We start from the raw sequence: 24,945 nt of genomic DNA on the forward strand, positions 1-24,945 counted from the left end.
GAGAACTCATGACGCTCACCGACGCTTCCCGCGCGCCAGCAGACCAGGCACAGGTCCACGGGGACTACGTGACGCTGCGGGTCGCCCTGCTGCTCGTTGGCAGCTATGTCGTGTTCGGCCTGCTCGGCTTCGCCGTGTTTGCGGGCTTCTGGCCTCCGCCGGGCGAGGACTGGACAGCCAACGAGATTCACGCCTACTTCGTGGAGCACAAGACCGGGCTGACCCTCGGCATGGTGATGATGGCGTTCGCGGGTCCCTTCTACGTCACGTGGAGCGTGGCGATCTCGAAGGTGATCGGCCGGATCGAGGGACCGATGGGTCCCCTGGCCGGCATCCAGGTGATCGGCGGACTCCTGACCGGGCTGGTCACGTTCGTCCCGGCGACGATCTGGATCACGGCGGCGTTCCGGGTCGAGGAACGCTCGCCCGAGATGGTGCAGACGCTCTACGACTTCGGCTGGATGTTCTTCGACACCACCTTCGTCTGCTCCGCGCTGCAGAGCGTGGCGATCGGTGTCGCGATCCTGCGCGACCGCCGGGTGGTGACCCTCTACCCGCGCTGGTTCGCCTACGTCTCGTTCTTCACCGCGTTCTGCTACGTCCCATTGACGGTGATGCCGTTCGTGAAGACCGGGCTGTTTGCGTGGCACGGCGGCATCAGCTTCTGGGTCGTCTTCGTCGAGTTCTTCGTGTTCACCGCGCTCGGCACCTGGCTGACCTGGAAGGCGCTGAGCCAGCTCGAGCGGGACGATCTCGCGGCGGTCACGGAGACGACGGCGCTGCGGTCCTGACCCGGTTCGCGATCAGCTCGGCCACCAGGCCCGGATCGTCGAGCATCGGCAGGTGGCCGACGTCGGGTACGTCGACCTCGTCGACGCGCAGGTGCCGGAATCCGTCGCGCGCCCAGTCCCCCGAGAGCACCCGGTCGTCACCGGACCACGCGATCGTGGTCGGCGCGCCGACACGGAGGATCGCGGTGAGCTGCCGTGCTTCGGCGTGGCCGATCGCGGCCCGCAATGCCTGACAGTCGGCCAGGTCCTGCACGAACCTGACGGTGTCCGCCACCGTGACGGCGGGCGGGTCGTGGACGACGGGCGCCAGGACGGCACGTCGTACCCGGGCCGCCCGGAGGAAGCGTGGGGTGCGCTCGAGTCGACGGGCCACGCGGTGCCCGAGCACGAACCGCGAGACCACGAGCTTCTCGCCGACCGAGCCGGGACGCCAGCCGCCGGCCGGGGCGAGGCAGAGCACGCTCAGTGCGCGGCCACGTTCGGCGAGGCGCAGGGCGAGCCAGCCGCCGAGCGAGTTGCCGACCACGTGGATCCGGTCGATGCTGAGCTGGTCGAGCTGGCGCTCGAGGTCGTCGACCATCTGCTCGGGAGCGGAGTTCGCAGCGTCCCGGCTCAGCCGGGTACCGCCGCGATGGCCGGCAACCACGGGCGCCACCGCCGTCAGGTGCGGGGGGAGCGCCGCCTCGACCTCGCGCCAGACCCAGGGTCCGCAGCCCATGCCGTGCAGGAGGAGCACCCGGTCGGGTGCGTCCTGTCGGCGGCCGGGACCGCGAGAGGGTTGCTCGATCACAAGAATCTACTTTAGACTAAATTTTATTGGGTCAACGAATGTTGTGACCCGGACAACGAAGTCAAGGAGCAAGCCATGATGTCGCGGCCCGTCCAGATCGCCTGCGCCTGCAGCGGATTCATGCTTGTCGTGCTCCTGTTCGGGGGACTGATCGCCTCGGGATGGATGCCGCCGCCGTCGCCGTCCGACACCGCCGACGAGGTGGCCCGGCAGATCGCCGATGACTACAACGGCATCCGGCTCGGCGCGGTCCTGATGCTCTTCGGTGCCGGCTTCACCGTGCCGATGGGCGCGCTCATCGCGGCCCACATCAAGCGGATCGAGGGCGACTTCTCACCCCTGGCCTACATCCAGATCATCGGATCCGCAGGCGGTCTCTTCGCGATCTCGATGCCGGTGCTGATCTTCGGCGCTGCCGCGTTCCGCCCGGACCGCGATCCCGACCTGCTCCGGATGCTGATCGACCTGGCCTGGGTGCCCTTCATCATGAATGGCCCGCCGGCCATCCTGCAGTGCGTCTCCTGGGGTGTTGCGATCCTCTCTGACAAGCGCGAGAACCCGCCGTTCCCGCGCTGGTTCGGCTACTTCAACTTCTGGGCCGCGTTCTGCTTCCTGCCGGCGTTCCTGCTGCTCTTCTTCAAGACCGGGCCCTTCGCCTGGAACGGCCTGCTGTCCTTCTGGCTGGCGGCAGCACTGTTCGGCGGCTGGTTCCTCGTGGGCTCCGTGATGCTGTTGCGCGCCGTGCCGCCGGTCGATGCCGCGCAGGAGCGTGCACCCGAGTCCCTGGTCGCCTCGTGACGGTCGGGACCGTACCTGCCGAGGAGCTGCCGACGGACATCGATCCCGCCGCGGCGCCGGAGTCCGGTCGTCCGAAGAGGATTCCGGGCGAGGAGGGGCTCTGGGTCTTCATCCTCGGCGACATGGCGGTCTTCGCCCTGTTCTTCGGGACCATCCTCGTCACCCGCGGCGAGGACCCTGGCATGTTCGCCGCGGCGCAGCACGAGTTGCATCCCGTGTTCGGCATCATCAACACCGCCCTGCTGCTGACGGGATCCCTCTTCGTCATCCGCGGACTGCGTCGCCTCGGCGACGGTACGGCGGCATCAAGCCGCTTGTTCGCGCTGACCCTCGTGTGCGCGCTGGGCTTCGCCGCCATCAAGGCGACGGAGTACACGCTGCTCGTCCAGGAGGGTTACTCCGGCGGCAGCAACGACTTCTTCATGTACTACTTCGTCTTCACTGGCATCCACCTGGCGCACCTGGTGATCGGCGCGATCATCATGATCTTCATGGTCCGCACGGCCCGCCGGGTCCAGGTGAGCGCGGGGCAGCGCAAGTTCGCCGAGTGCGGCGCCATCTACTGGCACATGGTCGACCTCTTGTGGCTGGTCCTGTTCCCCCTGCTCTACCTGATCCGGTGAGGTGACTGCCATGCTCGCGCGACTCTTCAGCGACCGTCAGACCAACGTGTGGATGGTCCTGGTTGCGGCCACGGTTCTCACTGCGGTGGTCGGCCTCGAACAGCACGGCGGCTCTGCCGCCATCGGCCTGCTCCTCCTGGGTATCGCCTTCATCAAGATCCGCCTGGTTGCCCTGCACTTCATGGAGATCCGCGAAGCGCCGCTGCCGCTGCGGCTGCTCGTCGAGGCTTACGTCGGGGTCACCTTCGTGGTGCTCGTCGTGATCTACGTCGTCGCCTGAGGCGGCAACTCCGCTGATACGTACGTACGTAGGTATTCGCCCCGATCCTTCGGCACCCGGGTAGCCGGGAACATCTGCAGTGGTCAGGAGGGTGAGAATTCGTGAGTATCAGTGAAGCCGGCGTCGCGGCACTCCGCGGCTGCGCGCTGCTGTCCAGCGACAGTGCGCCCGGGCTCGACCACGTCACCCTGGCGGGGCGGTCGATGCTCCTCGCCTCGCTGTTCGCCGGTCACGACCTCCAGCGAGGCGACGTGGTCGCGCTGCTGTCCGAGCACTCGACCGGCGTCTACGAGTTCCTCGTCGGCGTACGTCGGGCCGGGCTGGTGCTGATGGTGCTGGATCCGGCGCACACGCTCGAGCAGATGGCCTTCGCCATCAACACCAGTGGAGCGCTGGTCGTCGTGGCATCGACCGGACAGCAGCGCACCGCACAGGCGCTGGTTTCGCTGACGCCGTACATCCGGGCCCGCTACGGGCTCGACGCCGAGTTCCCGAACCACCGGAGCCTGCCGCTGGCTCGCAGTGCCGCACCGGTCCGGGTGGTCGATGCCACACCGTCCGGGACGCTGCACCACGTGATCGGCCCGTCCCGCCGTCCGGTGGAGGTGCGGCTGCCCGATCCGCTCGCGGACGAGCAGGGCCGGGCGAACGGCCGCGAACTCTTCGGTGACGTCGAGATCGGCTCCGGCACCGTGCTCGTCGGCGCGGCTCCCGTGTTGTCGGCGGTGGCCGCACAACTCGGGGCAGCTGTCCTGGCCAGCGGGGGAGGTGTCGCGGTCCCGCGCCGTCCCACGGGCGTCGAGGTGCTCCGGACTGCGTTTGCGGTCGATGCGACGGTCCTGCACCTGACCAGCGAGGCAGCCATCGAGATCATCGGGCTGGGTGCCGAGCGGGTACTGCGGTTGTCGCCGCCCGATCTGGCCCTGGTCGTGGTCGATGGGGCGGGGTGCGCAGCTCCGGTGCGGCGGGCCCTCGGCGACCTGTGGGGGGCCCTGGTCCGGGTGGTGGAGCCGGGCTACCTTCAGCTGGAGGAGTCCGACTGCTCGGTCACCCAGGCGGAGATCTGACCGCGGTTGGTGAAGCCGAGCTTCGTCAGGATGTGCTCGACGTGGGTCTCGGCAGTCCGCTTGGAGATCACGAGCGTGCTCGCGATGTCCTTGTTCGTCGCACCGGTGGCCACGAGTTCGGCAATCTGCCGCTCACGCGGGGTCAGCGCGCCCGATGGTCCGGGCCGGCGCGTACGACGCGGGGCACCGGCGGCCTTGCGCGGCGCGGTCGGGGTCGACTCCTCCAGCGCGAGGTCGATGGCAGCATCGGGCGTCAGGGCGCGACCGCGGTCAAACGCCTCTTCGTAGACGGCGGGGTCGAGTAGTGATCGGGCGGTGGTCTCGCACTGGACGTGCAGGGCATGCAGCCCCGGCAGCGCTGCCGTGGACGTCTCGATGCGTGACCAGATCGCGTCGGCCGCGCCCAGGAGTTCTGCGGCTCGCTCCGGCAGGTCCTCGGCACAGGCGTAGGCGACCGCTTCGACGGAGGTCCCGATCCCGAGGTTGTCGCGGGTCGAGCGCTTCATCTGGAGGCTCGCGCGCTGGGCGGCGTTGCCTTCGTCGGTGCGCCCGGCCACGACCAGGGCCATCCCGATGATCCACAGCGAGTAGGACCGGTACCAGAGTTCGCCCGCCGGCTCGGTCAGGGCGAGGCAGCGCTCGTGCGCGGCGAGGGCGGCGCCGAGGTCGCCGCGGATCACGTGGTTCAGCGCCGAGAGGGCCAGGGTGTGCGCCTCCTGGCCGACGTCCTCGTACTTCTGGAAGCCGAGGATGGCGTCGTCGAAGAGCCGTGCTGCATCGTCGACCTCGCCGGTGAACATCGCCACGAACGCCGTTGCCTGGGTCAGCAGGATGTCGGTGTGCCCGCCGAATTCCTGCGCGATGCTGCGGCCTTCCTCGAGCAGCGCGCCGGCGCGATCCAGGTCTCCCTGCATGGCGGCGAACCATGCGGCGGCGCGCAGCGCCCGGGCCCGGATCTCCGTGCGGTCGGTGTCCTGGGCGAAGAGCCGGTCGAACCAGACGCGACTGTCGCGATAGACGCCGTCCGCCTCGCCGTACTCCAGCAGGCAGGCGCCGATCTCCAGCCCGGGTTGGGCCTCACCGGGGGCGACAGTGGAGAACTCGATCGCCGCGGTGAGGTTGGGACGCTCCCGCCGCAGCCGCTCGAGGTGGCCCACCTGTGCGGCGCTCGGCCACTCGGCGGCGACCTTGCGGGCGTACGCGGTGTACCAGTCCCGGTGCCGGCGTCGCCAGTGCGGGAGTTCGTCGTGGGCCTCGAGTTGGGTGATGCCGCGGTGCCGGATCGGCGGCAGCATCCGGAAGGTGGTGCGGTCGGAGCCGGCTAGGGGGATCACGATGGACTTGTCGACCAGGTCGAGGAGGACGTCGTCGAAGGACTCATCGATCGGTGCGCACACCTCGCGTGCGGCGTCGATCCCGAACCCGTCGGCGAACACCGACAGCCGGGCCCACAACTCCTTCTCGGTGGCCGTGCAGAGGTCGAAGCTCCACTCGATGCACGCCGCCATGGTGCGCTGGCGCTGCGGTGCGGTGCGGCTGCCGCGGCTGAGCAGTTCCCAATGTTCGGTGAGGTTGCGCTCCATCTCCTGGGGCGTCATGGCGCGCAGCCGCCCGGCGGCCAGTTCGATGGCCAGCGGGATGCCTTCGAGCCGCGCCACGATGGTGGCGATGGCGTCACGGTTCTCCGGCGTGACCTCCATGTCGGGGACGAGCGCCCGCGCCCGTTCGAGGAACAGTTCGACGGCCTCGTAGCCCTGGAGGGGGGACCCGTCGCCGCGTCGTGGCGCGCTCAGTGGCTGCACGGCGTGGATCGCCTCGCCCTGGATGCGCAGGGGTTCGCGGCTGGTGGCGAGGATCCGCAGGTCCGGGCAGGTGCGGAGCAGCGTGTCGGCGAGGATCGCCACCGCATCGACGACGTGCTCACAGTTGTCCAGGAGGAGCAGGGTCGAGCGGCCCTTGAGGTACTCGACGGTGACCGCGGCGGCCGCGCGGGTCGAGCGCCCTTCCAGGCCCAGCGCTGCGGCGATCGTGTTGGCGAGGAGTTCGGGCTCGGTCAGTGAAGCGAGTGGGATGAACACCACGCCGTCCTTGAAGGCGCGGCGCACTTCGGAGGCGACCTTGAGAGCCAACCGTGTCTTGCCGATGCCGCCGAATCCGGTCAGCGTCACCAGTCGACTGCCGGCCAGCAATTCACGAAGGTCGGTGCGCTCGGCGCGGCGGCCCACGAAGGAGGTCACCTCGACCGGCAGCTGGCTGGTCTCCGAACCGAGGTCCGTCGCCGAGGTCATCTGTGCACTCACCCTCGTTCGCCTGGCCGATGTGTTCCCTCGATCAGACAACGACGCACGCCTGCTGGCGTGACGGACCTGTGTGACCGGGATCTCTCACGATATCGCGGGCCGCCCCGCCCTTCGTCTGCCTCACCGGGCACGAACGTGTGACGGCGTACATACGTATCGAAATACGTATGTGACCGGGCCCACTCGGCCCACTCGGCGACGCAATCTTGGACCGTCGAGCAGCCCTGCTCGCCGGAGACCCGGAGGTCAGCCATGTTGGTCACCTGTACGGACGAGGACGTTCAGTACGTCGGAGACACGATCCAGGGAGCACTTCGCGCCCCGGCGTACGCCGCGAGCCATCAGGGCAACGGCCGGCGGCTCCGCCTCGGCCTGATCGATCCGGACTGTGTGCTGCTGGTCGACTGCGGCAGCGGCGAGGTGCGTCCGGTCCATCGCGGGGAGGCGGGCGTGACCGGCGTCGTCGCGATGGCGGCCGACACTGCGGTTGGGGTGTGCCGTGGCCAGATCGACCTCGCCGCAGCCCTCGCTGCCGGAGACATCGTCGTTGATGGCGAGGGAGTTGTCCTGCTGGAACTGTTCGCCGGCATCACCGAGCGCGAGCTGGTCGCGACGGGTTGATCTACGTCACGTTTCTAATGTATCTTCGATTTTAAGACCTATTAAAAACTGCCTGCCCTTGTCGGTGGAGCACTAAGGAGTAGTCGGTGAGCCAGCACCTGGAGGCTGAGGCACCCGCGTACGACGGGCCGCCGATCGAGCCCGACGGCCCCTACGGGAGCAAGCTCTCGCAGGTCGTGGCCAACGTGCCCGGTCCGATCCGCTCGGTGACCTCGGAAGCCGGCGGCATGACCCTGCTGCTCGGCAAGGTGATGTGGAGCGCGATCCGCCACCCGCGCGGATACTGGAACGACGTGCTCGACGAGATGCACTTCACCATCAAGCGCTCCTGGCTCTCGATCTCGATCGCGCTCTTCGGGTTCCTGCTCGCCCTGTCGGTCCCGTCGATGCAGTTCGTCAACCTTGCCGGTGTCGGCGAGCTCTACGGCCCGCTGCTCCTCGTGCAGTCCACCCGCACGTTCACCGTGTGGGTCGCGACGCTCCTGGTCGCCGGCGTCATCGGCGCAGCGCTGACCGCCGAACTCGGCTCGCGCAAGGTGCGCGAGGAGCTCGACGCCATGGAGGTCATGGGCATCGACCCGATCCGGACGCTGGTGCTTCCGCGCATGGTGTCGATCACCCTGATCACCACCCTGCTGGCCATCCCGGCCGAGATCATCACCGTGCTGTCGTCGCAGTTCGGGTCCTGGTTCATTGGCGGCATCCCGAAGTCCGACTTCTACGGCGCCTTCCTGTGGTCGACGCTGAGCACGGTCGAACTCGTCGCGCTGATGTTCAACTGCTTCCTCGCCGGCCTGCTCATCGGAGCGGTCTGCTGCTACAAGGGCCTCGCCGCCCAGGGCGGCGCGATGGGCCTCGGAAAGGCCGTCAACCAGGCCGTCGTGATCGCCTTCCTGGCGCTCTTCATCATGCAGCTCGGCTACAACGCCGTGATTCTCGGCTTCTTCCCGGGTCTGGGGGCCTTCCGATGACCGACACCGTCGACCACGCCATCAACAGCGAGCAGGGCCCGGGGCGGCGCTCGACGCGCTCCGAGCGGACTGCCCTGCGCCTCGCTGAGTCGAGCAGGTTGCGCGGCCCCGTCGAGGACGCCGGTTCGCTGATCGCCTTCGCCATCCAGGTGGTCAAGGAACTGCCTGTCTGCGTGCGGCTCTACCCCGGCGAGATCCTGCGCCAGTGCGCCTCCCTGATCCGGTCCAACGCACTGGTCATCCTCTTCATGCTCTTCATGCTCGGCGCCCTCCTCGGCATCACCGGCACGTTCCTCTTCGAGGGCATCGGCCTCGAGAGCTACGTCGCCGCGATCCCCGCCGTGCCGCTGATGCGTGGGGTGGTGGAGATCGTGTTCGGCTGGGTGCTCGCGGCGAAGTACGGCTGCGGCATCGTCGCCGAGCTCGGTGCGATGCGGATCAGCGAAGAGATCGACGCGATGGACGTCATGGGCGTCCGGTCGCTGCCGTGGCTCGTCGGATGCCGGGTGATCGCCAGCATCATCGTGCTCCCGGCCTTGTTCATCACCTCGCTCGGCGTCTTCTTCGTCGCCAGCAAGTTGTTCTTCGTCGACTTGCTCAGCTCGGTCTCCAGCGGTGGCTTCACCTACGTGCTGTTCCTGCTGCAGAGCCCGCGTGACTTCTTCATCGCAGTGCTGTGGGGAACGGTCACCGGGTTCGTCATCACTGTCGTGGCCTGCTACTACGGCTACAACGCCTCCGGCGGCCCCGTTGGGGTGGGCCGCGCCACGGCCCAGGGCATGTTGGTCAACCTCGTCCTGATCAGCGTGATCGCCATGATCATGGCCCAGGTCTTCTACGCCAACGTGCTCACCGAGGCCTTCGGCACCTGACGCCGCGCCCTTTGGTGCCGTCGCGCCGACCTCCCTCTTGCTCCCACTGCATCCGACGTACTCCAGGAGATTCCATGACCGCCGTGCTTCCGCTCAACGACCGGGTCGCCCACGTCGACTCGGCCGCCGAGCACACCATCGAGATCCGCGACGTGTACAAGAGCTTCGGCTCGTCCCACATCCTCAACGGGTTGTCGATGGACTTCAAGGATGATGCGATCACCACGGTCCTCGGCCCGTCCGGTACGGGCAAGAGCGTGCTCCTCAAGCACATCGTGGGCCTGCTGGAGCCCGATGCCGGACAGGTCAAGGTCTTTGGCACCGACATCTGGCGGACCTCGGAGGAGGACCGCTTCGAACTCCGCAAGCGGTTCGGCGTCCTGTTCCAGGACGGCGCCCTGTTCGGGTCGATGAACCTGTACGACAACGTCGCCTTCCCGTTGCGCCGGCACACCGAGAAGTCGGAGCGCGAGATCCGCGACATCGTCATGTCCAACCTGGTTGAGGTCGGGCTGGAGAAGGCCATCGACAAGGCACCGAACGAGATCTCCGGCGGCATGCGCAAGCGCGCCGGCTTCGCGCGCGCCCTGGTCCTCAAGCCGGACGTGGTGCTGTTCGACGAACCCGACTCGGGCCTCGACCCGGTGCGCACCAAGCTCCTGTCCCAGCTGATCGCGAAGGTGCACGCCGAGCACGGCGGCACCTACATCGTCATCACCCACGACATCCCGACGGCTCGAGAGGTGAGCGACTACGTCGCGGTCATCTGGAAGGGCAAGATCGTGCACTACGGCGACGCCGACGGCGCCTTCAACTCAGGTGACCCCTTCGTCCGCCAGTTCCTGGCCGGCGCCGCTGACGGCCCCCTGGGGATGGACTGACCTGTGCCTTCTTCTGCTGTGTTCAACAATCTCCGGCCCTGGGTCGTCGGCGGTGCGGTTGCCGTCGTCGCCGTGGTCGGCATCAAGACCGTCTCGGGCGAGGATCCCTACCAGCTCGACGTCGTGACACCGGCCGCTGACGGCCTGGTGACGGGCAGCGAGGTCCGGATCGGCGGCCAGGACATCGGTCAGGTCAAGGAGATCAAGGTCGAGGGCAACCAGGCCCGCCTGGTCCTCGAGCTCGATCCCGACAGCGCCCCGTTGCACGCCGGAACGACCGTCAACGTGCGGTGGAACTCCGTCGTCGGTCGCCGGTACGTCGACGTCCTGCCCGGCCCGCAGAGCAACCCCGAGCTGCCGGAGGGCAAGCTGCTCAAGGCCGACACCGAACGCGTCGAACTGGACGACATCGTCAAGGCACTCGACGAACCCACCCGCGCGAAGGTCAAGAAGCTCGTGGGGCACCTGGACACCACGCTCAACCGCAACGACACCGACATCAACGCCACCCTGGCGGAGGCCGGGCCGTTTGTGGAGGGGCTCGGCGAGATCCTCGAAGGTGTCGGCAAGGACGGCGACGCCATCTCGGCGCTGGTCACCAACCTCCACCAGGTCACGCAGGCGTTGTCGTCGCGGGACGCCGATGTCGCCGGAACGGTGCGCGACCTCCGCGCGCTGGTCGCGGTCGCCGTACGACAGGCAGGACAGGTGCGGACCGCGCTCGACGAGGTCCCGGCCACCCTGCGTTCGGCCGAGAAGTTCTTCGGCAAGGTGCCCGGAGCGGTTGACGAGACCGTCCCGCTGCTCGAGGACCTCCAGCCGGCCATTGCCCACCTGCCGTCGGTCGCCAAGCGTCTGGACCCCGTGCTCCGTGACCTCCGTCCGGTGGTGGCCGAGCTGCGGCCGACCCTGAACGCGGCCGACGAACTGCTCCAGCAGACGCCGGGGCTGTTGTCGATCGCCACCCAGACCGTCCCGGACCTGGAGACGGCGCTCACCCAGTTGCAGCCCGCCGTCAGCTTCTTGCGGCCGTACACCCCCGAGATCGTGGGCTTCCTGACCAACTGGGCTTCGCTGTTCTCCGCGAAGAACGGCGCCGGCCACTTCGGCCGCGCGCTCATCCCGGCGTCGGTCAGCTCGTTCAACAGCAACCCGGGAATCCTGCCCCCCTTCATGTTCCAGGCCAAGGAGCCCGAGCCGGGCTCGCTCATCGAGCAGCCGTGGACCGATGCGAACGGAGATGGCGTCCGATGAGTGCCTCGAACCTGTTCCGGCGCAGCGCCGTCGGCCTGACGGCCGTCGCTGTCGTCGCCGTCGGCGTCGTCGTAACCGGAGGTGACGACGACACCAACCAGATCACCACGACCATCGCTGATGCCGGCCAGTTGGAGAACGGCGCCGAAGTCCGCTCGGCCGGCGTGCGCATCGGTCAGGTCTCCGGCATCCAGTTGGTCGGGAAGAAGGCCCAATTGACCCTCGAGGTCAACGACGGTGTCCTCCCGCTCCACGACGACGCGACGCTGACGATGCGACCGGTCAACGTGCTCGGAGAGAACTACATCGACCTCGATGCGGGCTCCGACAAGGCGGCCTTCACCGACTCCACGGTGATCCCCGAGGAGCGGACATCGACGGCCGTCACCCTGCAGGACGTGTTGAACACCTTCGAGGACCCCACCGCAGCAGGACTCGCCTCGCTCGTCACGACCCTCGGCGAGGGCCTCGATGACAACGGCGCCGAGCTGGCCAAGGCGCTGAAGGTGCTCGCGCCGGCCATGCAGGACACCGGCAGGGTCGGGGCCATCCTGTCCGAGCAGAACGAGGTGCTCGCCAGCCTGGTCAAGGCCACTGACCCGGTCACCGCCGCGCTGGCCGCGGACGGCGGCAAGACCCTCGACTCGCTCGTCGAGTCGACGCGCGACACGTTGGCCGCGCTCGGGAACCAGCAGGTGGCGCTCGAGGCGACCCTTCGGGAACTGCCGGGAACCCTGCTCTCCGCTCAGCGCACCCTCGCCCGGTTCGGTGCGACGGCGCGGGCTGGAACACCCACGCTGAAGGCCCTGCGACCGCTGACGGGCGATCTCGACGACGTCGTGAAGGAGTTGCGCAACTTTGCCGACTCCGCCGACCCGGCGCTCGCCTCCCTCAAGCCCGTGCTCGACGAGGCCGATCGGCTGCTCGATGCCGCGGCCCCGGTGGTGGCGACGCTGCGCCAGACCGGACCGGACCTGGCGTCGACGGCAGCGTCCCTCAAGCCGGTCAGCCGGGCGCTGCTCGACAACCACCTCCAGGACGTCATGGACTTCGTGCGCAAGTGGGCGCTGAGCACCAACGGCCGCGATGGGTTGTCCCACTACTTCCGCGGTGTCGTCTACGTGACGCCGTCGACGCTGAGCCAGTTGGCGGAGTCGCTCGTCCCTGTCGGCGCTCTGCCGAAGGGCCAGACGCCCGCCGCGAAGGGCAACAAGGCGCCGAATGTGTTGCCCGGCCTTCCGGACCTCGGCAAGACGGTGGACGGACTGCTGGACGGCCTCGGCGGCAGCCTTCTCGGCCTGCTCGGCAAGCAGCCACCGAAGGCCTCGAGGACCTCGGCCACCGACCCGACCAGCGCCCTTGGCCTCACCGCTCTGCAGGAACAGAACCTGCTCGGCCAGCTCCTGGGAGGAAACAAGTGAGCAACCGTCCCGTCCACCGCGATGTCGCCCGCAAGGTCGTCGTCGGCGTGGCCATGATCCTCGCCCTCGTCGTGGTCGGGTGGATCGGCGGCATCGTCCAGACCGGCGGCGCTCTCCCGGGCAAGCGCTACACCGAGGTGAAGGCACAGTTCGAGAGCGTCGGCATCCTCAAGACCGGCAAGGACGTCAAGCAGGACGGCTTGCGTGTCGGCACCGTCAGCAAGATCGAGTACGTCGACGGCGTGGCCGAAGTGACGCTGCGACTCGACGGCAAGGTCGACGTCTACCAGGACGCCACCGCCTTCGTGGGTAACACCTCGGCGCTCGGCAAGAAGTACCTCGGCTTCGACCCGGGCACGCCCCAGGCCGGGGAACTCGGCGAGCAAGTGATCGCTCTCGAGGCCACCAAGAGCTCCACCTCCCTTGAGGACGTGCTCTCGGCCCTCGACCCGAAAACCCGTGCCTCGCTGCAGAAGGCTGTGGGGGAGCTCGCTGTGGGCACGACCGGTCACGGCGAGGACCTGAACGCAGTCCTGGCCGCTGCGCCCCACCTGCTCAAGGACCTCGAGACCGTGATGGAGGCTGCTGGGAGCGACCAGACCGACATTGCTGGCCTGCTGATCAGTGCGGACCGCCTGGTCAACCGGTTCAACGGACGCACCGATGAGATCAAGGGTCTGGTCGAGAACGCTGACCGGACCGTGCAGGCGCTGGGTGTCGACAACGGCAAGCCGCTCGAGGAGACGATCGCCAGGCTCCCGGCCGCACTCACGACGGTCGAGACGGCGCTGGACGACCTCTACGCACCGCTCGGAGACGCCGAGGTTGCCCTGAGGGATCTCGAGCCCGGCGCCCGCGCGCTGGGTGGTGCCACCCCCGACCTTCGCGCCTTCCTCCGGGATTCGCCGGACACCCTCGACAAGGTCCCCGGCGTGGCCAAGGCCGCTGACCCGGCCCTGTCGTCGTTGACGGAGACCCTGGTGGACGCCCGGCCGTTGCTCGACCCCCTGAAGTCCTCGGTCAACAGCCTGGAGCACCTGCTGTACCGCTTCGTGCCGTACACGAACGACGCTGCGCGGTTCTTCGCCCAGAACGATCTCCTCGAGGGAATCCTGGACGGCGACCCGAACCAGCACTACTTCGCCGCGCAGTTGACCGGCGTCGGCCTGTTCAGCGTCGCCGGCCTGTCGGACCCGCTCTACCGGTCCGAGCCCTATCCCTGCCCCGGCACGTCCTACAACCACGCCACGGTCACCGACTGCAGCGGAGGAGCCAACTGATGTCCAGGCGTCATCCAGCACCCGAGCTCGGAGCGGGCGCAGCGGCCAAGGCTGCGTACGCGAAGGGCCGCAACTTCAGGCTGGGAGTGCAGTTCTACGTGCTGCTGGTCCTGGTGCTGGGCCTGCTCGCGGCCAAGGCCGAGATCACGTCGTACTTCGCGGGCGGCCGCGAAATCTCGGCCGAGTTCGCCGACAGCTACAAGCTGCGGGCCCACGACTCGACGGTCAAGATCGCTGGCCTCACGGTCGGCACCGTCACCGACATCAACCGCACCGACGAGGGCACCGTCATCGTGAAGATGAAGGTCGAGGAGAAGGCTCTGGAGACGGTGGGTTCCCAGCCGATCGCCCGGATCGAGCCGCGCACCTTGCTCGGCGGTCGGTACGCCGTCGAACTGAATGCTGGAGGCCCCGAGGGCAACTTCGATGGCGAGATCCCCCTGGCCCGCACCTCCGCGCCGGTGGAGCTGGACCGGATCGCCGAGGCGCTGCCCGCCACGGCGCGCGAAGCCCTGCAGGGGTTGAGCGGTTCTGCGGCAGCCACGCTGGAGCAGAGCGACGACGAGCTCAACGCCCTGCTCGAGACCGCGCCCGATGTCCTCGACCCCGGTGCGGACGTGGTGAAGGCGGCCCGCGGGACGCGGCCGGACGCGGATCTGCCGGCCCTGGTGGCGGACCTCAACACGACGGCCGACGTGTTGACGCGGCGCGACGGACAGCTCAAGGACATCGCGCGCAACCTCAACGTCGCGAGTGGCGTCCTCGCGGAGCGGCGGGGCGAGCTCTCCGAGACGCTGGCCAACCTGCCGGCAACGATCCACCAGACCCGACTGGGCCTCACCGGCCTGAGCAACACGGTGACGGAGCTCGAGAGCACTGCGGCCGACCTGCGGCCCTCCGCCCCCGAGATCGCGAACCTGATCGAGGAACTGGATCCGCTGTTGAAGGACGCCGGACCGCTGATGGCCGACCTCAAACCCCTGCTGCGTGACGCGCGTCCCGCGGTGCAGGACCTGGTCCCGACGGCCACCCGCGCGACCGGAGTCCTGAAGAACCTGCATGGCCCCGTCCTCGACCGGGTCAACGGACCCGTGTCGAAGTTCGTGCTCAGCCCGTGGAAGGGCGAGGGCAAGTACGAAGGAGGTGGCGGCGGCTACCTCGCTGACCACAAGTTCTACGAGGAGCTGGCCTACATGGCAACCAACGTCGACCGCGCGTCGATGTCCCAGGACCAGCGTGGTTCCACGCTGGCGTTCCAGGCGGGCGTCGGTCTGAACTCGCTCTCGGGGCTCCCCTTCGACCTGGACAGCCTGGTCACGCTGGCGCTGGACCAGGCAGGCATCACCGGCGCGCTGCGCTCGTCGGTCTTCGAGAACCTGGGGCTCGTGCCGTGATGAAGTTCGAGACCGCTGTCGAGCGGATGAAGAACACGCCCGGCCTGGGCCGCGACGTCGTACTGCTCGTGTCGCTGTTGGTGGCCGGAGTGGTCGTGATGACCTACATCTTCGGGCAGTACAAGGTCATCAAGCCGTGGGACGACACCTACAAGTTCGCGGCCGAGTTCGACGAGGCACCCGCGATCCAGCTGGCCAGCCGCCAAGAGGTTCGGATCGCCGGCGTCACCGTCGGCCGGGTCACCGACGCTGCGCCGACCAACGGTGGCAACGCGCGGCTGACCTTCACTCTGGACGAGGGCCACGAGGTCTACCGGAACGCGAAGCTCGTGCTGCGCTCGAAGACACCGCTCAACGTCATGTACGTGATGCTCGACCCGGGCGATCCGTCAGCGGGCAAGCTGTCCGACGGCGGCGTGATCCCGGTGTCGCAGACCCAGCGGGTCGTGCAGCCCTACGAACTTCTGGACGAACTCGATGACCGGGCACGGGCCGCCCTGACCGATCTGGTCACCCAGGCCGACGTCGCTCTGGCATCGGCCCCGACCGATCTGGCCCCGGGCCTCAAGGCCACGGACAAGGCGGCCGTCAACTTCACGGGAGTCGTCGAGGCGCTGCAGACGCGTCGGGCGAACCTGAGTCACCTCGTCACGTCCGTGGCCCAGATCGCGACAGCCGCCGGCGAGGACGACAAGCGGCTCGATGAACTGGTGATTGCGCTTCAGGACACGCTCGCCGTGGTCAGCGCCCGGGACGCCGAACTCAGCACCTCGCTGGCCCGTCTGCCCGGTGTCACCAGCACTCTGCGCAACGCGATGTCCGACGCGAAGAAGCTCACCGACGAGCTCAGCCCGGTGCTGCGCAAGTTGCACGACTCGGCTGAGGAACTGCCCGGCACGATCAAGGACCTGTCGAAGACGGTCAGCAATGCCCGGGACCTGGTTGCCAAGGCCGGCCCCGTCGTCCGTGAGGCGCGACCAGTCGTCGCCGACCTGCGACCGCTCACCCGCAATCTCAACTCGGCTCTGGCCGACCTGAGCCCGGTCGTGGCCAACCTGCCGCAGGCCACCCAGCGCCTTGTGCCGTGGCTCGATGACCTCGGTGGCTTCGTCTACAACACGTCCTCCTCCTTCAGCCTCGGTGACGTCAACGGTGGCCTCGGCCGCGCCAACGTCGTCGTGAAGGTCACCGATCCCACCGGAGGTGGTCTGTCGTGAGCCCCAGTGCAGCAGTGAAGAGCGGCCTCGGAGCCGTCGCCACGGACCCGCGTCTTCGCACGGTCGTCCTGTTCACCCTCGCCTGTGCCGTCGGCTTCGGCTTCCTCTGGGTCAAGGCCGGTGGGCAGATCCCGATCGTCGCCGATCGTGGTGGCTACGAGATCACGTTCCAGTCGCAGGACATCAAGAACCTCAAGGAGTTCGGTGAGGTCCGCATCGCCGGCGTTCGCGTCGGGCGGGTCGAGTCGACCGAGCACGAGGGCGACACCGTCAAGGTCACGATCAGCGTCGAGGAGCAGGCCGCGCCACTGCACGAGGGCGCCAACGTCCGGATCGGTGTGAAGTCGCTGGTCGGTTCCTCGTTCGTGGAGGTGATCGACGGTGACGGTTCCGAACTCGAGGACCAGACCGTTCTCGACCGTGCCGCAGTCACACCTTCGGTCGACGTCGACGAACTGCTCGACACGCTCGACGAGCCCACCCGGGCGCACCTGAGCAGTGCCGTCCAGGCGCTCGACACAGCCACCCGCGGACGTGGCGCCGACCTTGACGGGTTGATGACCGGGCTCGGACACGTCGGGACCGAGGGCAGCACCGTGCTCGACGCCCTCGCCAAGCAGAGCGACGACCTCCAGAAGCTCAGCGTCGAGGCACGGCTCCTCCTTGATGCCCTTGATTCCGGCCAGGGCCAGATCGTGGGCCTGGTCAGCGATGCTCAGGAACTCACCCAGGTCACCGCCGACAACCAGGTCAAGATCGAGGAGACGGTCCGGCTCTTGCCGTCGGTCGTCGCGAACGTCGACACTGCGGCCGGCAAGCTCAGCGAGCTCAGCGTCCCGCTGACCCCGATCGCCGCCGATCTTCGTGCCGCGTCGCCGTACCTGTCGCGGGCACTGACCAACCTGCGCCCGGTCTCCCGCGACCTGCGTGCCCTGCTGCCGGACCTGGACGGTGTCCTCGCTTCGGCGCCGGCCACGCTCACCAAGGTCAAGCCCTTCGGGACGACCGTGCAGGACCTGGTGCCCGATGCCCAGAAGACGCTGGCCGATGTCCAGCCGATGCTGAGCTACCTGGCGCCGTACGGCCTCGACCTGGGGGCCTTGTTCGCCAGCTTCGGCGGATCCTTCGACGTCCGCGCCGAGGACGGCATCATCCCGATCCGTCTGACCGCCACCGCTGAAGGCCCGGGAACGGTGCGCGGAAACCCGCTCAAGATCGTCTCGAGCGAGACCGGTGGCCTGATGTGGAACAACCCGTACCCGCTGCCGGGCAACGTCGACGAGCCCCGGCCGTTCGGCAAGGGTGACTACCCGCGGGTCGAGAAGCGCTGAGCCGTGCTGGAGCGAAGCGGTGACACCGGATCCCGGCAGCGTCGTCAGTGGGCGGCGTTGCTGGGGGCGGTCGCCCTCGGCGCGGTGATCGTGCTCGGCCTGTTGCGGGTCGAGATCGACACCAGCACCTCTTCGTTCCTGCCCGCGGGGGACCCGGTCGAGAAGGCGCTCGCCGCCAAGTCCGACGACTTCGGGGGCGATCCCGTCATCGTCATCCTGGAGACCAGCGAGCCCCGCGCCCTCTTCAACGACCCGGAGGCGCTGGTGCACCTGGTCGGCCTCGAGGGCCAACTGGCCAACCTGCCGGACGTCGCCGCGGTCTATGGCCCGGGCACCGTGCTGAACCAGACCGCCGGGGCGGCGCAGGACATGCTCGCCCAGATCTCCGGTCGACGCGACGGCTACCGCCAGGAAGTCATGGCGACGGCCCGCGAGCGCGGGATCCCCGAGAGCAAGGTCAAGGAACTGGGCGAGGCCGCGCTGGCCCGCTTCGACGAACGCTACGGCGCCCTGATGGTGCAGGGTTTGCCGGCCGGCCTGCCGACGCTGAAGAACCCGCGGTTCGTACAGACCGTCCTCTTCGAGGAGGAGAACCTCGACGTCCGGCCACAGTGGCGCTACCTGTTGCCGTCCGCGAACAGCGTCACCGTCCTGGTGCGCCCCCGGGCCGGTCTGGACGCCGACGGGACCGCGCGGCTGGTCGACGGCGTGCGGTCGGCCGTCAAGGACGTCGAAATCGAGCTCAGCCGGAGCACCGTGACCGGCGCTCCCGTGGTCGCCGCGGGCCTGGCCGACCGCGGACGGGCCGAGCTCCCCGTGCTGGGTGCCGTGGCCGTCGGTGCCGTCGGCCTCATCTTCCTGGTGGTGGGCTGGACCTCCCGGCGCCGTTCGCGCCTCCGGCCCACCGCTGCGGCCCTCGTTGGTACGGCGGCCACCCTGTCCGGCTTCGGATGGGCCGGCCAGCCGCTTTCGCTCGGCGTGGTGGCGTTCCTGCCGATCCTGCTCGGCATCGGCAGCGACTTCCCGCTCTATCTCTCACGGGGCAAGTCCAATCGGGCCGTCCTGATCACGGCGCTGGCCGCCATGCTCGGCTTCGGTTCGCTGGCCCTGTCGCCGCTCCCGTTCGTCCGGGAACTGGGCATCGCCCTGGCAGTGGGCATCCTGCTCACGGTGGCGACGGCCCTCGCAGTCCGCTGGCACTTCGGTCCGGTCCCGGATCCCGCACCGTCGAAGGTCGTGTCCGTTGACCGTCCCGGCTTCGCCTGGCCGCGAGCCGGCCTGGGCCGCGTCATCGTGACGGCGTTCCTCGTGGGCAGCGCCGGCCTCGGCTGGGTCGCCCTGTCGGGTCTCGCCGTCGAGGCCCAGCCCGACGAACTGGCCGCCGGGCTCCCCGAACTCGACGACGCCCAGTACGCCGAGGACCTGCTCGGGTCGGCGGGGGAGGTGAGCCTCGTGATCAGGGCCGACGACGTCACCTCGCCGGAGGTCCTGGCCTGGAGCCAGCAGGCCCAGACCCGGATCGTCACGGAACTTGGTGACCGCGTGCACCCGGTCCTCAGCGTCGCGGACCTGCTCCGCTTCCTCGGCGCCGAACCCACGGCGGACCAGATCAAGGCAGCCGTGGCCGTGATGCCGCGCTACCTGTCGTCGGCGGTGCTCCGCTCCGACCGCGCCGAGGGCGTCGTGGTGCTGGCCGTCGAGTTCGACGACGTGGCCGAACTCGGAGATCTCCTCGACGACCTGGACCGCGCGGTCGGCACTCCGCCCGACGGGGTCGAGGTCGACACCGTCGGTCTCCCGGTGTCCGCTGCCCGCGGCCTCGAGCTGGTCGGCGAGGGACGGTTGTGGATCAACCTCGCGGGCATCGGCCTCGCCGGCGCTGCGATCTGGATCGGACTCCGGTCCCGCGACGATGCCCTCCGGGCCGTGCTGACGGTCGTTGTCTCGACCGGATGGGTCGCACTCCTGGCGGCCGCGACCACCGGCTCCCTCAACCCGCTCACCATCGCGCTCGGTTCGCTGGTGACGGCCACTGGTTGCGAGTTCTCGGTGATGTTGCGGCGTGGAGCCGATCTGCGTGCCGTCGGAACCGCGGCCCTGGCCGGGACCACCGGCTACCTGGTGCTCGCACTCTCGGAGCTGGCCGTCCTGCGCGACTTCGGGCTCCTGCTTGCCGGTGGTGTGGTGTGTTCCTTCGTGGCCGCGCTGGTGGTCGACCGGGTGGTCCTGCCGGAGACCCGCGAAGACACCGTCCCGGTCGTCGTACCCGAGAATGAACTGGTGGTGGTGTCGTCGTGATCGACAAGCTCAAGCAGGTGCTCAGCACCCCTCGCGGCCGGCTGGTCGCAGGCATCCTGGTCGTTGCCCTGGCCGGGGCTGGAGTCGCCTTCGGGGTGACGCGGGCCGACGACCTGCCCGAGGACGCTGCGTTCCGCTACGGCGACCGCGTGGTCACCACGACCCAGCTCGACGACCGCCTCGAGGTCCTCGAGGCGTTGTACGGCGTCAAGCGCCCCGACGACGCGGACAAGAAGGACGACTTCAACCGCGACTCAGCGAAGTCGATGGTCGTGAGCCTGGTGCTCGCCGACGCGGCGGCGAAGCGTGACATCGTGATCTCGGACAAGGAAGCGCAGACCGAGCTCGACAAGCTCATCGACCAGCAGCTCACCGGCGGGCGCGACGCGTTCGTCGAGTTCCTCTCGACCAGCGGGATCTCCGAGCGCGACGTGCTCGACGAGATCCGGGCACAGCTGGCCACCTCCCGCCTCGTCGACGAGGTCACCGCTGACGTCCCCGAGGCGACCGAGGCCGAGGCGCAGAAGAAGTACGACGACAACGAGGGCGACATGGTCACCCCTGAAGGTCGCCAGCTCGTCAACGTCGTCGTCGAGACCCGCGCCGACGCGGACCGCGTGGCCCGCCTGGCCGGCAAGTCCGGCAAGCTCAGCACCCTCGCCGCGACCTGGTCGCTCGACGGCAGCACCAAGGACGATGGGGGTCGACTCGGCCTCGTCACCGCCGACCAGTTGGAGGACGGCTACGGGAAGATCGCCTTCTCCGCGGCGGCTGGGGAGATCTTCGGCCCGGTGAAGACCAGCTACGGCTGGAACGTCGGCCAGGTCGTGGAAGTCGTGAAGGCTCGGCCAGTGAGCTTCACGGATGTGAAGGCCGAGATCATCGACCGCCTCTCGGCCGAGGCGCGCCTGAAGGTATGGCGGGACTTCCTCGCCAAGGAACTGAAGGGCGCCGACGTCGAGTACGCCGACGGGTACCTCCCGGACGACCCGACGGCGCCGCCCGCGAACTCCACCCCGACCCCTGCTGCAGACCCGCCTGCTTCCGGGGCCCCGGCAACCGAGACGCCCGCACCGACGGAGTGATCAGCCGCCCAGCCCGTGCCGGAGCAGGTGCCGGGTCTGGGCGACGACCTTCGCGACCGAGGAGCGGCCGGGCGCCCACCAGTCCATGGCGCTGTTGAGGGCACCGATCGCCAGATGCCTCGCGATGGCGAGGTCGACCGTTGTGTCCAGCAGACCGGCCTTCTGTGCCTCGCGCAATTGGGTGGCCCACAGGCGCTGGTAGCGCTGCATCACCGCGACGTGGCGCAGCTCGATCCCGTCGGGGAACTGCTCCGCGTTGCGGAGCACCGCGCGTGCGTAGTCGGGTGCCGTCATCGTGAAGCGGATGTGGGCTTCGGCGAGGGCATCGATGTGATCGAGCGGGCTCGCGTCGGCCGGGAGTGCTGCGATCGCTTCGTTGACCTGGTCGATCAGAGTGTTCGCCCCCGCGGCAGCGACCTCCTCGATGAGGTCCTCCCGGCTGGCGAAGTAGTAGTAGATCGCCGGGGCCTGGATGTCCGCCTCGCGGGCGACGTCGGTCAACTTGGTGCCGGAGTACCCCTCGCGGGCGAGAACACGGGCCGCGGCGTCGAGCACCCGGGCCCGGGTCGCCTCGGACTTCGCCGTCGATGTCCGATCAGCTCGTCCGCCACCCTTGCCCGCCATGCCCGAAGTCTAGGGACGCCGGACAGGCGGCTACGGGAGGGTCAGCCCGGCCGGCGCGAGATAGCTGGGCAGGTCGGCGAACGAGTCGCCGGTGAGGCTGATCCAGTTGAACGGCAGGTGGTAGCACATCATCAGCACGACGGCACAGAAGCCGATCGCGGCGAACGTGCGTACGGCGAGGCGGTACGACGACGGGATCGTCAGCACGCCGCGCTCGATGACCGACAGTCCGTCAGCGTCCCAGTCCGCCGACCAGCGTGCGTACGTGAAACACATGGCCACGCAGGCGACGAGGAAGGTCTCGTAGAGCGGGAACTGGTGCTGCTCGCCGTCCCACAGGGTCAGGGGGCCACTGGTCTGGACGAAGGAGTAGGCCTCGGTGGTGCGGATGATGACGTTCTCGACGACGAAGTCGAAGACGAGGTCGCCGACGAACAGGATGGCCAGGATGCTCTGGGTGGACAGTCCGGGCCACCGGGCACGGATGCGGCGTGCCGCCATCGTGTTCACGAAGCCGAGGGCCGCGCAGAAGTAGATGTACATCGGCAGGCCCCAGAGCAGCGACTCTGCATAGTGACTGGGCACCGCGTCGTTGTGGAAGGGCAGTGAAGACGACCAGGCGCCGAGGTTGACCGAGTGGGAGTTGAAGGCGAAGAGGAAGGACTGGGTGTTGAGCCAGCAGTCCATGACGAATCCGGTGATGCCGCCGAGCAGCAGCAGGGCGTCGAGGGTGACCTTCTTGTCGCGTCGCCATGGCTTCCAGGCCAGGAAGTAGACGGCGATGGCCAACACGCCGGTGCTGATGACCTCGACGATGCGCAGTCCGATCAGCTTGCCGGCGTCCATCTGGTCCGGTCCGCGGACCTCGGGCGCCCCGAAGTCGTCGCCGGTGACCCAGCCGTAGAGGGTCACGATCGACACGATCGTCCAGACGACGCCGATGGCCGCCCACATCAGGACTGGCTTGCTTGCCGGACGGGTGGTCGGTGCCGCGGCGTCGGTGCCGAGCGCGGTCAGCTGAGCCATGTCAGTCTCCTTGGTGTGCTGCGGTGGTCACGGGAGGGAACAGCCCGGCGCCGAACAGGCGGTGGGCGGCGCCGACGATCTGGTCCACGGGTACGCCGGGGTGCCACCACTCCGGGACCCAGTTCAGGGCCCCGAGCACGAGCATCCGGGTGATCGACGGGTCGAGGCCGGCGCGGAGCAGGCCTGCACTCGCTGCGTCCTCGAGCGGGGCGTGCCAGAGGGCGTGCAGACGGTCGCCCTCGACCTGGAGCGCAGCGCGCACGGGCGGGGGCACCTGTCCCACGTTGCGGGTGAGGGCGGTGGCGAAGTCGCTGAGCTCGAGCTCCACGCGCAGGTAGGCCTCGGTGAGGGCGGCGACGTGGTGCCGGGGGTCGGCGTTCGCCGGGAGGGCGTCGACGGCGGCGCGCATGTGGTTCCCGACGGCGCGCTGGCCCCGGGAGAGCACCTCGGTGATGAGGGCGTCGCGCGAAGCGAAGTAGTGGTAGATCGCCGGCGCCTGCACGTTGGCTCGCTCGGCGATCTCCGACAGGTGGCACTTCGAGTAGCCGCGGGCGCGAAGCGTGGCCGCCGTCGCCGCCATGATCCGGTCGCGGGTCTCGGGGGAGGCCGGGGGCGTCGGGGGTACGGCGAGAGGGACCGGCGTCGCGGCGGCGCCGGCACCGCCGAGCAGGCCGTGCCGCACCAGCAGGCTGGCGTGGTCGATGACCGTCTGGAGGTCGCCGCGGTCGGCGCGCCACCACTCCGCCGTCCCGTTGAGGGCGCCGATCATGAGCATCACACCGAGACGACGGTCGGTGTCGGGAGCGAGGCCGCGCTCCTTCGCTGCGGCGTCGACCAGGTCGAGCCACAGTCGGCGGTAGGCGCGGAACTCCTGGCGCTGCCGCTCGCGGATCTCGGGCGTCACCTGTCCGGCGTTGCGGATCGAGGCCTGCGTGTAGTCGGAGATCTCCAGCTCGTAGCGGAGGTGGACCTCGACGGCCAGCAGCAGGCGGTCGACCGCGGGCACGTCTTCACCGGCGTCGAGGAGGGTCTCCTCGACGTGGCGGCGCAGCCGCGACATGCCGAACCAGAGCACCTCCTCGACCAGCACCTCGCGAGACGCGAAGTAGTAGTAGATCGCGGCGGGTCGCACGTCCGCGGCCTTCGCGACGTCCGAGATCCGGAGGCCGCCGTACCCCTTCTCGGCGAGCAGTTTCGCCGCGGCGTCGAGGATCCGGGTGGCAGTGCCGCCGGGGCGCTGCGGGGCCGGTGCCCTGTCGCCACGCTCGCGGACGGCGGCCGTCACGGCGCTTCTCCGACCTGGTCGTACACGGTGTTCGATTTCCGGTCGCAGGTCGGTAGGGTTCCCGCATGGCGCGCGCGATGGAGAAGGCAAACCCGCTGCAGCCCACCCGGGAGAAGCGGCGGCTGGTTCTGGCTCGTCACTTCATCGGCGTGGTCGCACCGCTGCTCGAAGCGGGGGAGCAGTACTCCGACCTCAGCGTCGAGCGACTGATCACGGCCGTCGGGGTGTCCCGCTCGACGTTCTACTCGTACTTCTCCGACAAGGCAGCCCTGCTGGCAGCCATGGCCGAGGACGTCACGATCGACCTGACCGAGGCCGGGGCGCCGTGGTTCGAGCTCGGCGTGCCGGACTCGCAGAAGGCGGTGCGTGATGCGCTCCGGCCGCTGTTCGTGACCTACCGCGAGCACCGCCAGATCCTGCGCTCGATCACCGACGCGGCGTCGTACGACCCCGGTATTCGCGAGCTGCACTCGGCGCTCGTGGCGCGGGCCACGGCCGGACTCACGGCCCACCTGCGGGCCCTTGACCGCGGGGACCTCGACGCGGATCGCACGGGGCAGTGGCTGGTCTGGATGCTCGAGCGCGGGCTCTACCACCTGGTCGCCGACGCGAGTGCCGACGAGAGCGAGCGGCAGCTCGAGGCCGTCGCGAACCTCATGTGGAGCGCCCTCTACGCCGAATGACGAACGACCCCCGGCCCGCCGCTGGTGCGACGGGCCGAGGGACCGGGCGCGTT

The 24,945-nt window shown here is 68.9% G+C and carries 23 protein-coding genes; 18 read left to right on the forward strand and 5 right to left on the reverse strand.

Going from position 1 to position 24,945, the window contains the following annotated elements; translation table 11 throughout:
* The first annotated feature begins 8 nt into the window (after positions 1-8).
* Positions 9-791, forward strand: a complete 783-nt coding sequence (locus tag HRC28_RS07280; protein WP_182379465.1) for a hypothetical protein — start codon at positions 9-11, stop codon at positions 789-791.
* Here HRC28_RS07280 and HRC28_RS07285 read toward each other — a convergent pair.
* Entirely contained in the window at positions 763-1,581 is an 819-nt protein-coding gene (locus HRC28_RS07285) for an alpha/beta fold hydrolase (RefSeq protein ID WP_182379466.1), read from the reverse strand. The genes HRC28_RS07280 and HRC28_RS07285 overlap by 29 nt on opposite strands.
* A 75-nt stretch (positions 1,582-1,656) precedes the next feature.
* Here HRC28_RS07285 and HRC28_RS07290 point away from each other — a divergent pair, with 75 nt between their 5' ends.
* The 4 genes from HRC28_RS07290 (at position 1,657) to HRC28_RS07305 (ending at position 4,349) form a co-directional block, all read left to right on the forward strand.
* Positions 1,657-2,379 (forward strand): hypothetical protein, encoded by a 723-nt coding sequence (locus tag HRC28_RS07290; RefSeq protein ID WP_182379467.1) that lies wholly within the window; start codon positions 1,657-1,659, stop codon positions 2,377-2,379.
* Complete coding sequence (locus HRC28_RS07295) at positions 2,376-3,002, forward strand: cytochrome c oxidase subunit 3 (protein WP_202033259.1); 627 nt, start codon at positions 2,376-2,378, stop codon at positions 3,000-3,002. The genes HRC28_RS07290 and HRC28_RS07295 overlap by 4 nt, the downstream gene beginning before the upstream one ends.
* Positions 3,003-3,012: 10 nt before the next feature.
* Positions 3,013-3,282, forward strand: a complete 270-nt coding sequence (locus tag HRC28_RS07300) for a cytochrome C oxidase subunit IV family protein (protein WP_237111735.1) — start codon at positions 3,013-3,015, stop codon at positions 3,280-3,282.
* 101 nt (positions 3,283-3,383) lie between these two features.
* On the forward strand, positions 3,384-4,349 hold the full coding sequence (locus HRC28_RS07305) for an AMP-binding protein (protein ID WP_182379468.1): 966 nt from the start codon (positions 3,384-3,386) through the stop codon (positions 4,347-4,349).
* Here the strand turns inward: HRC28_RS07305 and HRC28_RS07310 are convergent.
* Positions 4,304-6,649, reverse strand: a complete 2,346-nt coding sequence (locus HRC28_RS07310; protein ID WP_182379469.1) for a LuxR C-terminal-related transcriptional regulator — start codon at positions 6,647-6,649, stop codon at positions 4,304-4,306. The genes HRC28_RS07305 and HRC28_RS07310 overlap by 46 nt on opposite strands.
* A gap of 252 nt (positions 6,650-6,901) precedes the next feature.
* Between HRC28_RS07310 and HRC28_RS07315 the strand changes: the two genes are divergently transcribed.
* The 12 genes from HRC28_RS07315 (at position 6,902) to HRC28_RS07370 (ending at position 21,274) form a co-directional block, all read left to right on the forward strand.
* A complete protein-coding gene (locus HRC28_RS07315) occupies positions 6,902-7,270 on the forward strand; it encodes a hypothetical protein (protein ID WP_182379470.1) in 369 nt (122 codons plus the stop codon).
* Positions 7,271-7,356: 86 nt separating this feature from the next.
* On the forward strand, positions 7,357-8,241 hold the full coding sequence (locus HRC28_RS07320) for an ABC transporter permease (RefSeq protein WP_202033261.1): 885 nt from the start codon (positions 7,357-7,359) through the stop codon (positions 8,239-8,241).
* Positions 8,238-9,113, forward strand: a complete 876-nt coding sequence (locus HRC28_RS07325) for an ABC transporter permease (RefSeq protein ID WP_182379471.1) — start codon at positions 8,238-8,240, stop codon at positions 9,111-9,113. The genes HRC28_RS07320 and HRC28_RS07325 overlap by 4 nt, the downstream gene beginning before the upstream one ends.
* 74 nt (positions 9,114-9,187) lie before the next feature.
* Positions 9,188-9,994, forward strand: coding sequence for an ABC transporter ATP-binding protein (locus HRC28_RS07330; RefSeq protein ID WP_182379472.1), 807 nt, complete (start codon positions 9,188-9,190; stop codon positions 9,992-9,994).
* Positions 9,995-9,997: 3 nt separating this feature from the next.
* Positions 9,998-11,248: an MlaD family protein gene (locus tag HRC28_RS07335; RefSeq protein WP_182379473.1), complete on the forward strand. Its 1,251-nt coding sequence runs from the start codon at positions 9,998-10,000 to the stop codon at positions 11,246-11,248.
* Positions 11,245-12,669 (forward strand): MlaD family protein, encoded by a 1,425-nt coding sequence (locus HRC28_RS07340; protein WP_182379474.1) that lies wholly within the window; start codon positions 11,245-11,247, stop codon positions 12,667-12,669. The genes HRC28_RS07335 and HRC28_RS07340 overlap by 4 nt, the downstream gene beginning before the upstream one ends.
* Entirely contained in the window at positions 12,666-13,949 is a 1,284-nt protein-coding gene (locus HRC28_RS07345; RefSeq protein ID WP_182379475.1) for an MlaD family protein, read from the forward strand. Before HRC28_RS07340 ends, HRC28_RS07345 begins: the two co-directional genes overlap by 4 nt.
* Entirely contained in the window at positions 13,949-15,343 is a 1,395-nt protein-coding gene (locus tag HRC28_RS07350; RefSeq protein ID WP_182379476.1) for an MlaD family protein, read from the forward strand. The genes HRC28_RS07345 and HRC28_RS07350 overlap by 1 nt, the downstream gene beginning before the upstream one ends.
* A complete protein-coding gene (locus HRC28_RS07355; RefSeq protein ID WP_237111836.1) occupies positions 15,343-16,560 on the forward strand; it encodes an MlaD family protein in 1,218 nt (405 codons plus the stop codon). Before HRC28_RS07350 ends, HRC28_RS07355 begins: the two co-directional genes overlap by 1 nt.
* Positions 16,557-17,891 carry an MlaD family protein gene (locus HRC28_RS07360; protein WP_182379477.1) on the forward strand — a complete coding sequence of 445 codons (1,335 nt, stop codon included), beginning with the start codon at positions 16,557-16,559 and terminating at the stop codon, positions 17,889-17,891. The genes HRC28_RS07355 and HRC28_RS07360 overlap by 4 nt, the downstream gene beginning before the upstream one ends.
* A 3-nt stretch (positions 17,892-17,894) precedes the next feature.
* The gene (locus HRC28_RS07365; RefSeq protein WP_182379478.1) at positions 17,895-20,189 is read left to right on the forward strand and encodes an RND transporter; all 2,295 of its coding nucleotides are present in this window, start codon (positions 17,895-17,897) and stop codon (positions 20,187-20,189) included.
* Complete coding sequence (locus HRC28_RS07370) at positions 20,186-21,274, forward strand: peptidyl-prolyl cis-trans isomerase (RefSeq protein ID WP_182379479.1); 1,089 nt, start codon at positions 20,186-20,188, stop codon at positions 21,272-21,274. The genes HRC28_RS07365 and HRC28_RS07370 overlap by 4 nt, the downstream gene beginning before the upstream one ends.
* On the opposite strand, the gene HRC28_RS07375 is transcribed toward HRC28_RS07370, so the two are convergent.
* The 3 genes from HRC28_RS07375 to HRC28_RS07385 are packed head-to-tail and all read right to left on the reverse strand — an operon-like array spanning position 21,275 to position 24,209.
* Positions 21,275-21,898 (reverse strand): TetR/AcrR family transcriptional regulator, encoded by a 624-nt coding sequence (locus HRC28_RS07375; RefSeq protein ID WP_182379480.1) that lies wholly within the window; start codon positions 21,896-21,898, stop codon positions 21,275-21,277.
* Between the two features lie 30 nt (positions 21,899-21,928).
* Positions 21,929-22,924 carry a spirocyclase AveC family protein gene (locus tag HRC28_RS07380; RefSeq protein WP_182379481.1) on the reverse strand — a complete coding sequence of 332 codons (996 nt, stop codon included), beginning with the start codon at positions 22,922-22,924 and terminating at the stop codon, positions 21,929-21,931.
* A gap of 1 nt (position 22,925) precedes the next feature.
* Positions 22,926-24,209, reverse strand: a complete 1,284-nt coding sequence (locus tag HRC28_RS07385; protein WP_182379482.1) for a TetR family transcriptional regulator — start codon at positions 24,207-24,209, stop codon at positions 22,926-22,928.
* 65 nt (positions 24,210-24,274) lie between these two features.
* Here HRC28_RS07385 and HRC28_RS07390 point away from each other — a divergent pair, with 65 nt between their 5' ends.
* Entirely contained in the window at positions 24,275-24,892 is a 618-nt protein-coding gene (locus HRC28_RS07390) for a TetR/AcrR family transcriptional regulator (protein ID WP_182379483.1), read from the forward strand.
* Positions 24,893-24,945: the final 53 nt, after the last annotated feature.

Origin of the sequence: Nocardioides sp. WS12, assembly GCF_014108865.1 — a bacterium.
GTDB lineage: Bacteria > Actinomycetota > Actinomycetes > Propionibacteriales > Nocardioidaceae > Nocardioides.

Coding starts and splice junctions, on each gene's coding strand:
- HRC28_RS07315 (WP_182379470.1), top strand. CDS start 6,902: ATGTTGGTCACCTGTACGGACGAGGACGTTCAGTACGTCGGAGACACG.
- HRC28_RS07340 (WP_182379474.1), top strand. CDS start 11,245: ATGAGTGCCTCGAACCTGTTCCGGCGCAGCGCCGTCGGCCTGACGGCC.
- HRC28_RS07300 (WP_237111735.1), top strand. CDS start 3,013: ATGCTCGCGCGACTCTTCAGCGACCGTCAGACCAACGTGTGGATGGTC.
- HRC28_RS07375 (WP_182379480.1), bottom strand. CDS start 21,898: ATGGCGGGCAAGGGTGGCGGACGAGCTGATCGGACATCGACGGCGAAG.
- HRC28_RS07280 (WP_182379465.1), top strand. CDS start 9: ATGACGCTCACCGACGCTTCCCGCGCGCCAGCAGACCAGGCACAGGTC.
- HRC28_RS07390 (WP_182379483.1), top strand. CDS start 24,275: ATGGCGCGCGCGATGGAGAAGGCAAACCCGCTGCAGCCCACCCGGGAG.
- HRC28_RS07380 (WP_182379481.1), bottom strand. CDS start 22,924: ATGGCTCAGCTGACCGCGCTCGGCACCGACGCCGCGGCACCGACCACC.
- HRC28_RS07350 (WP_182379476.1), top strand. CDS start 13,949: ATGTCCAGGCGTCATCCAGCACCCGAGCTCGGAGCGGGCGCAGCGGCC.
- HRC28_RS07330 (WP_182379472.1), top strand. CDS start 9,188: ATGACCGCCGTGCTTCCGCTCAACGACCGGGTCGCCCACGTCGACTCG.
- HRC28_RS07290 (WP_182379467.1), top strand. CDS start 1,657: ATGATGTCGCGGCCCGTCCAGATCGCCTGCGCCTGCAGCGGATTCATG.
- HRC28_RS07325 (WP_182379471.1), top strand. CDS start 8,238: ATGACCGACACCGTCGACCACGCCATCAACAGCGAGCAGGGCCCGGGG.
- HRC28_RS07355 (WP_237111836.1), top strand. CDS start 15,343: ATGAAGTTCGAGACCGCTGTCGAGCGGATGAAGAACACGCCCGGCCTG.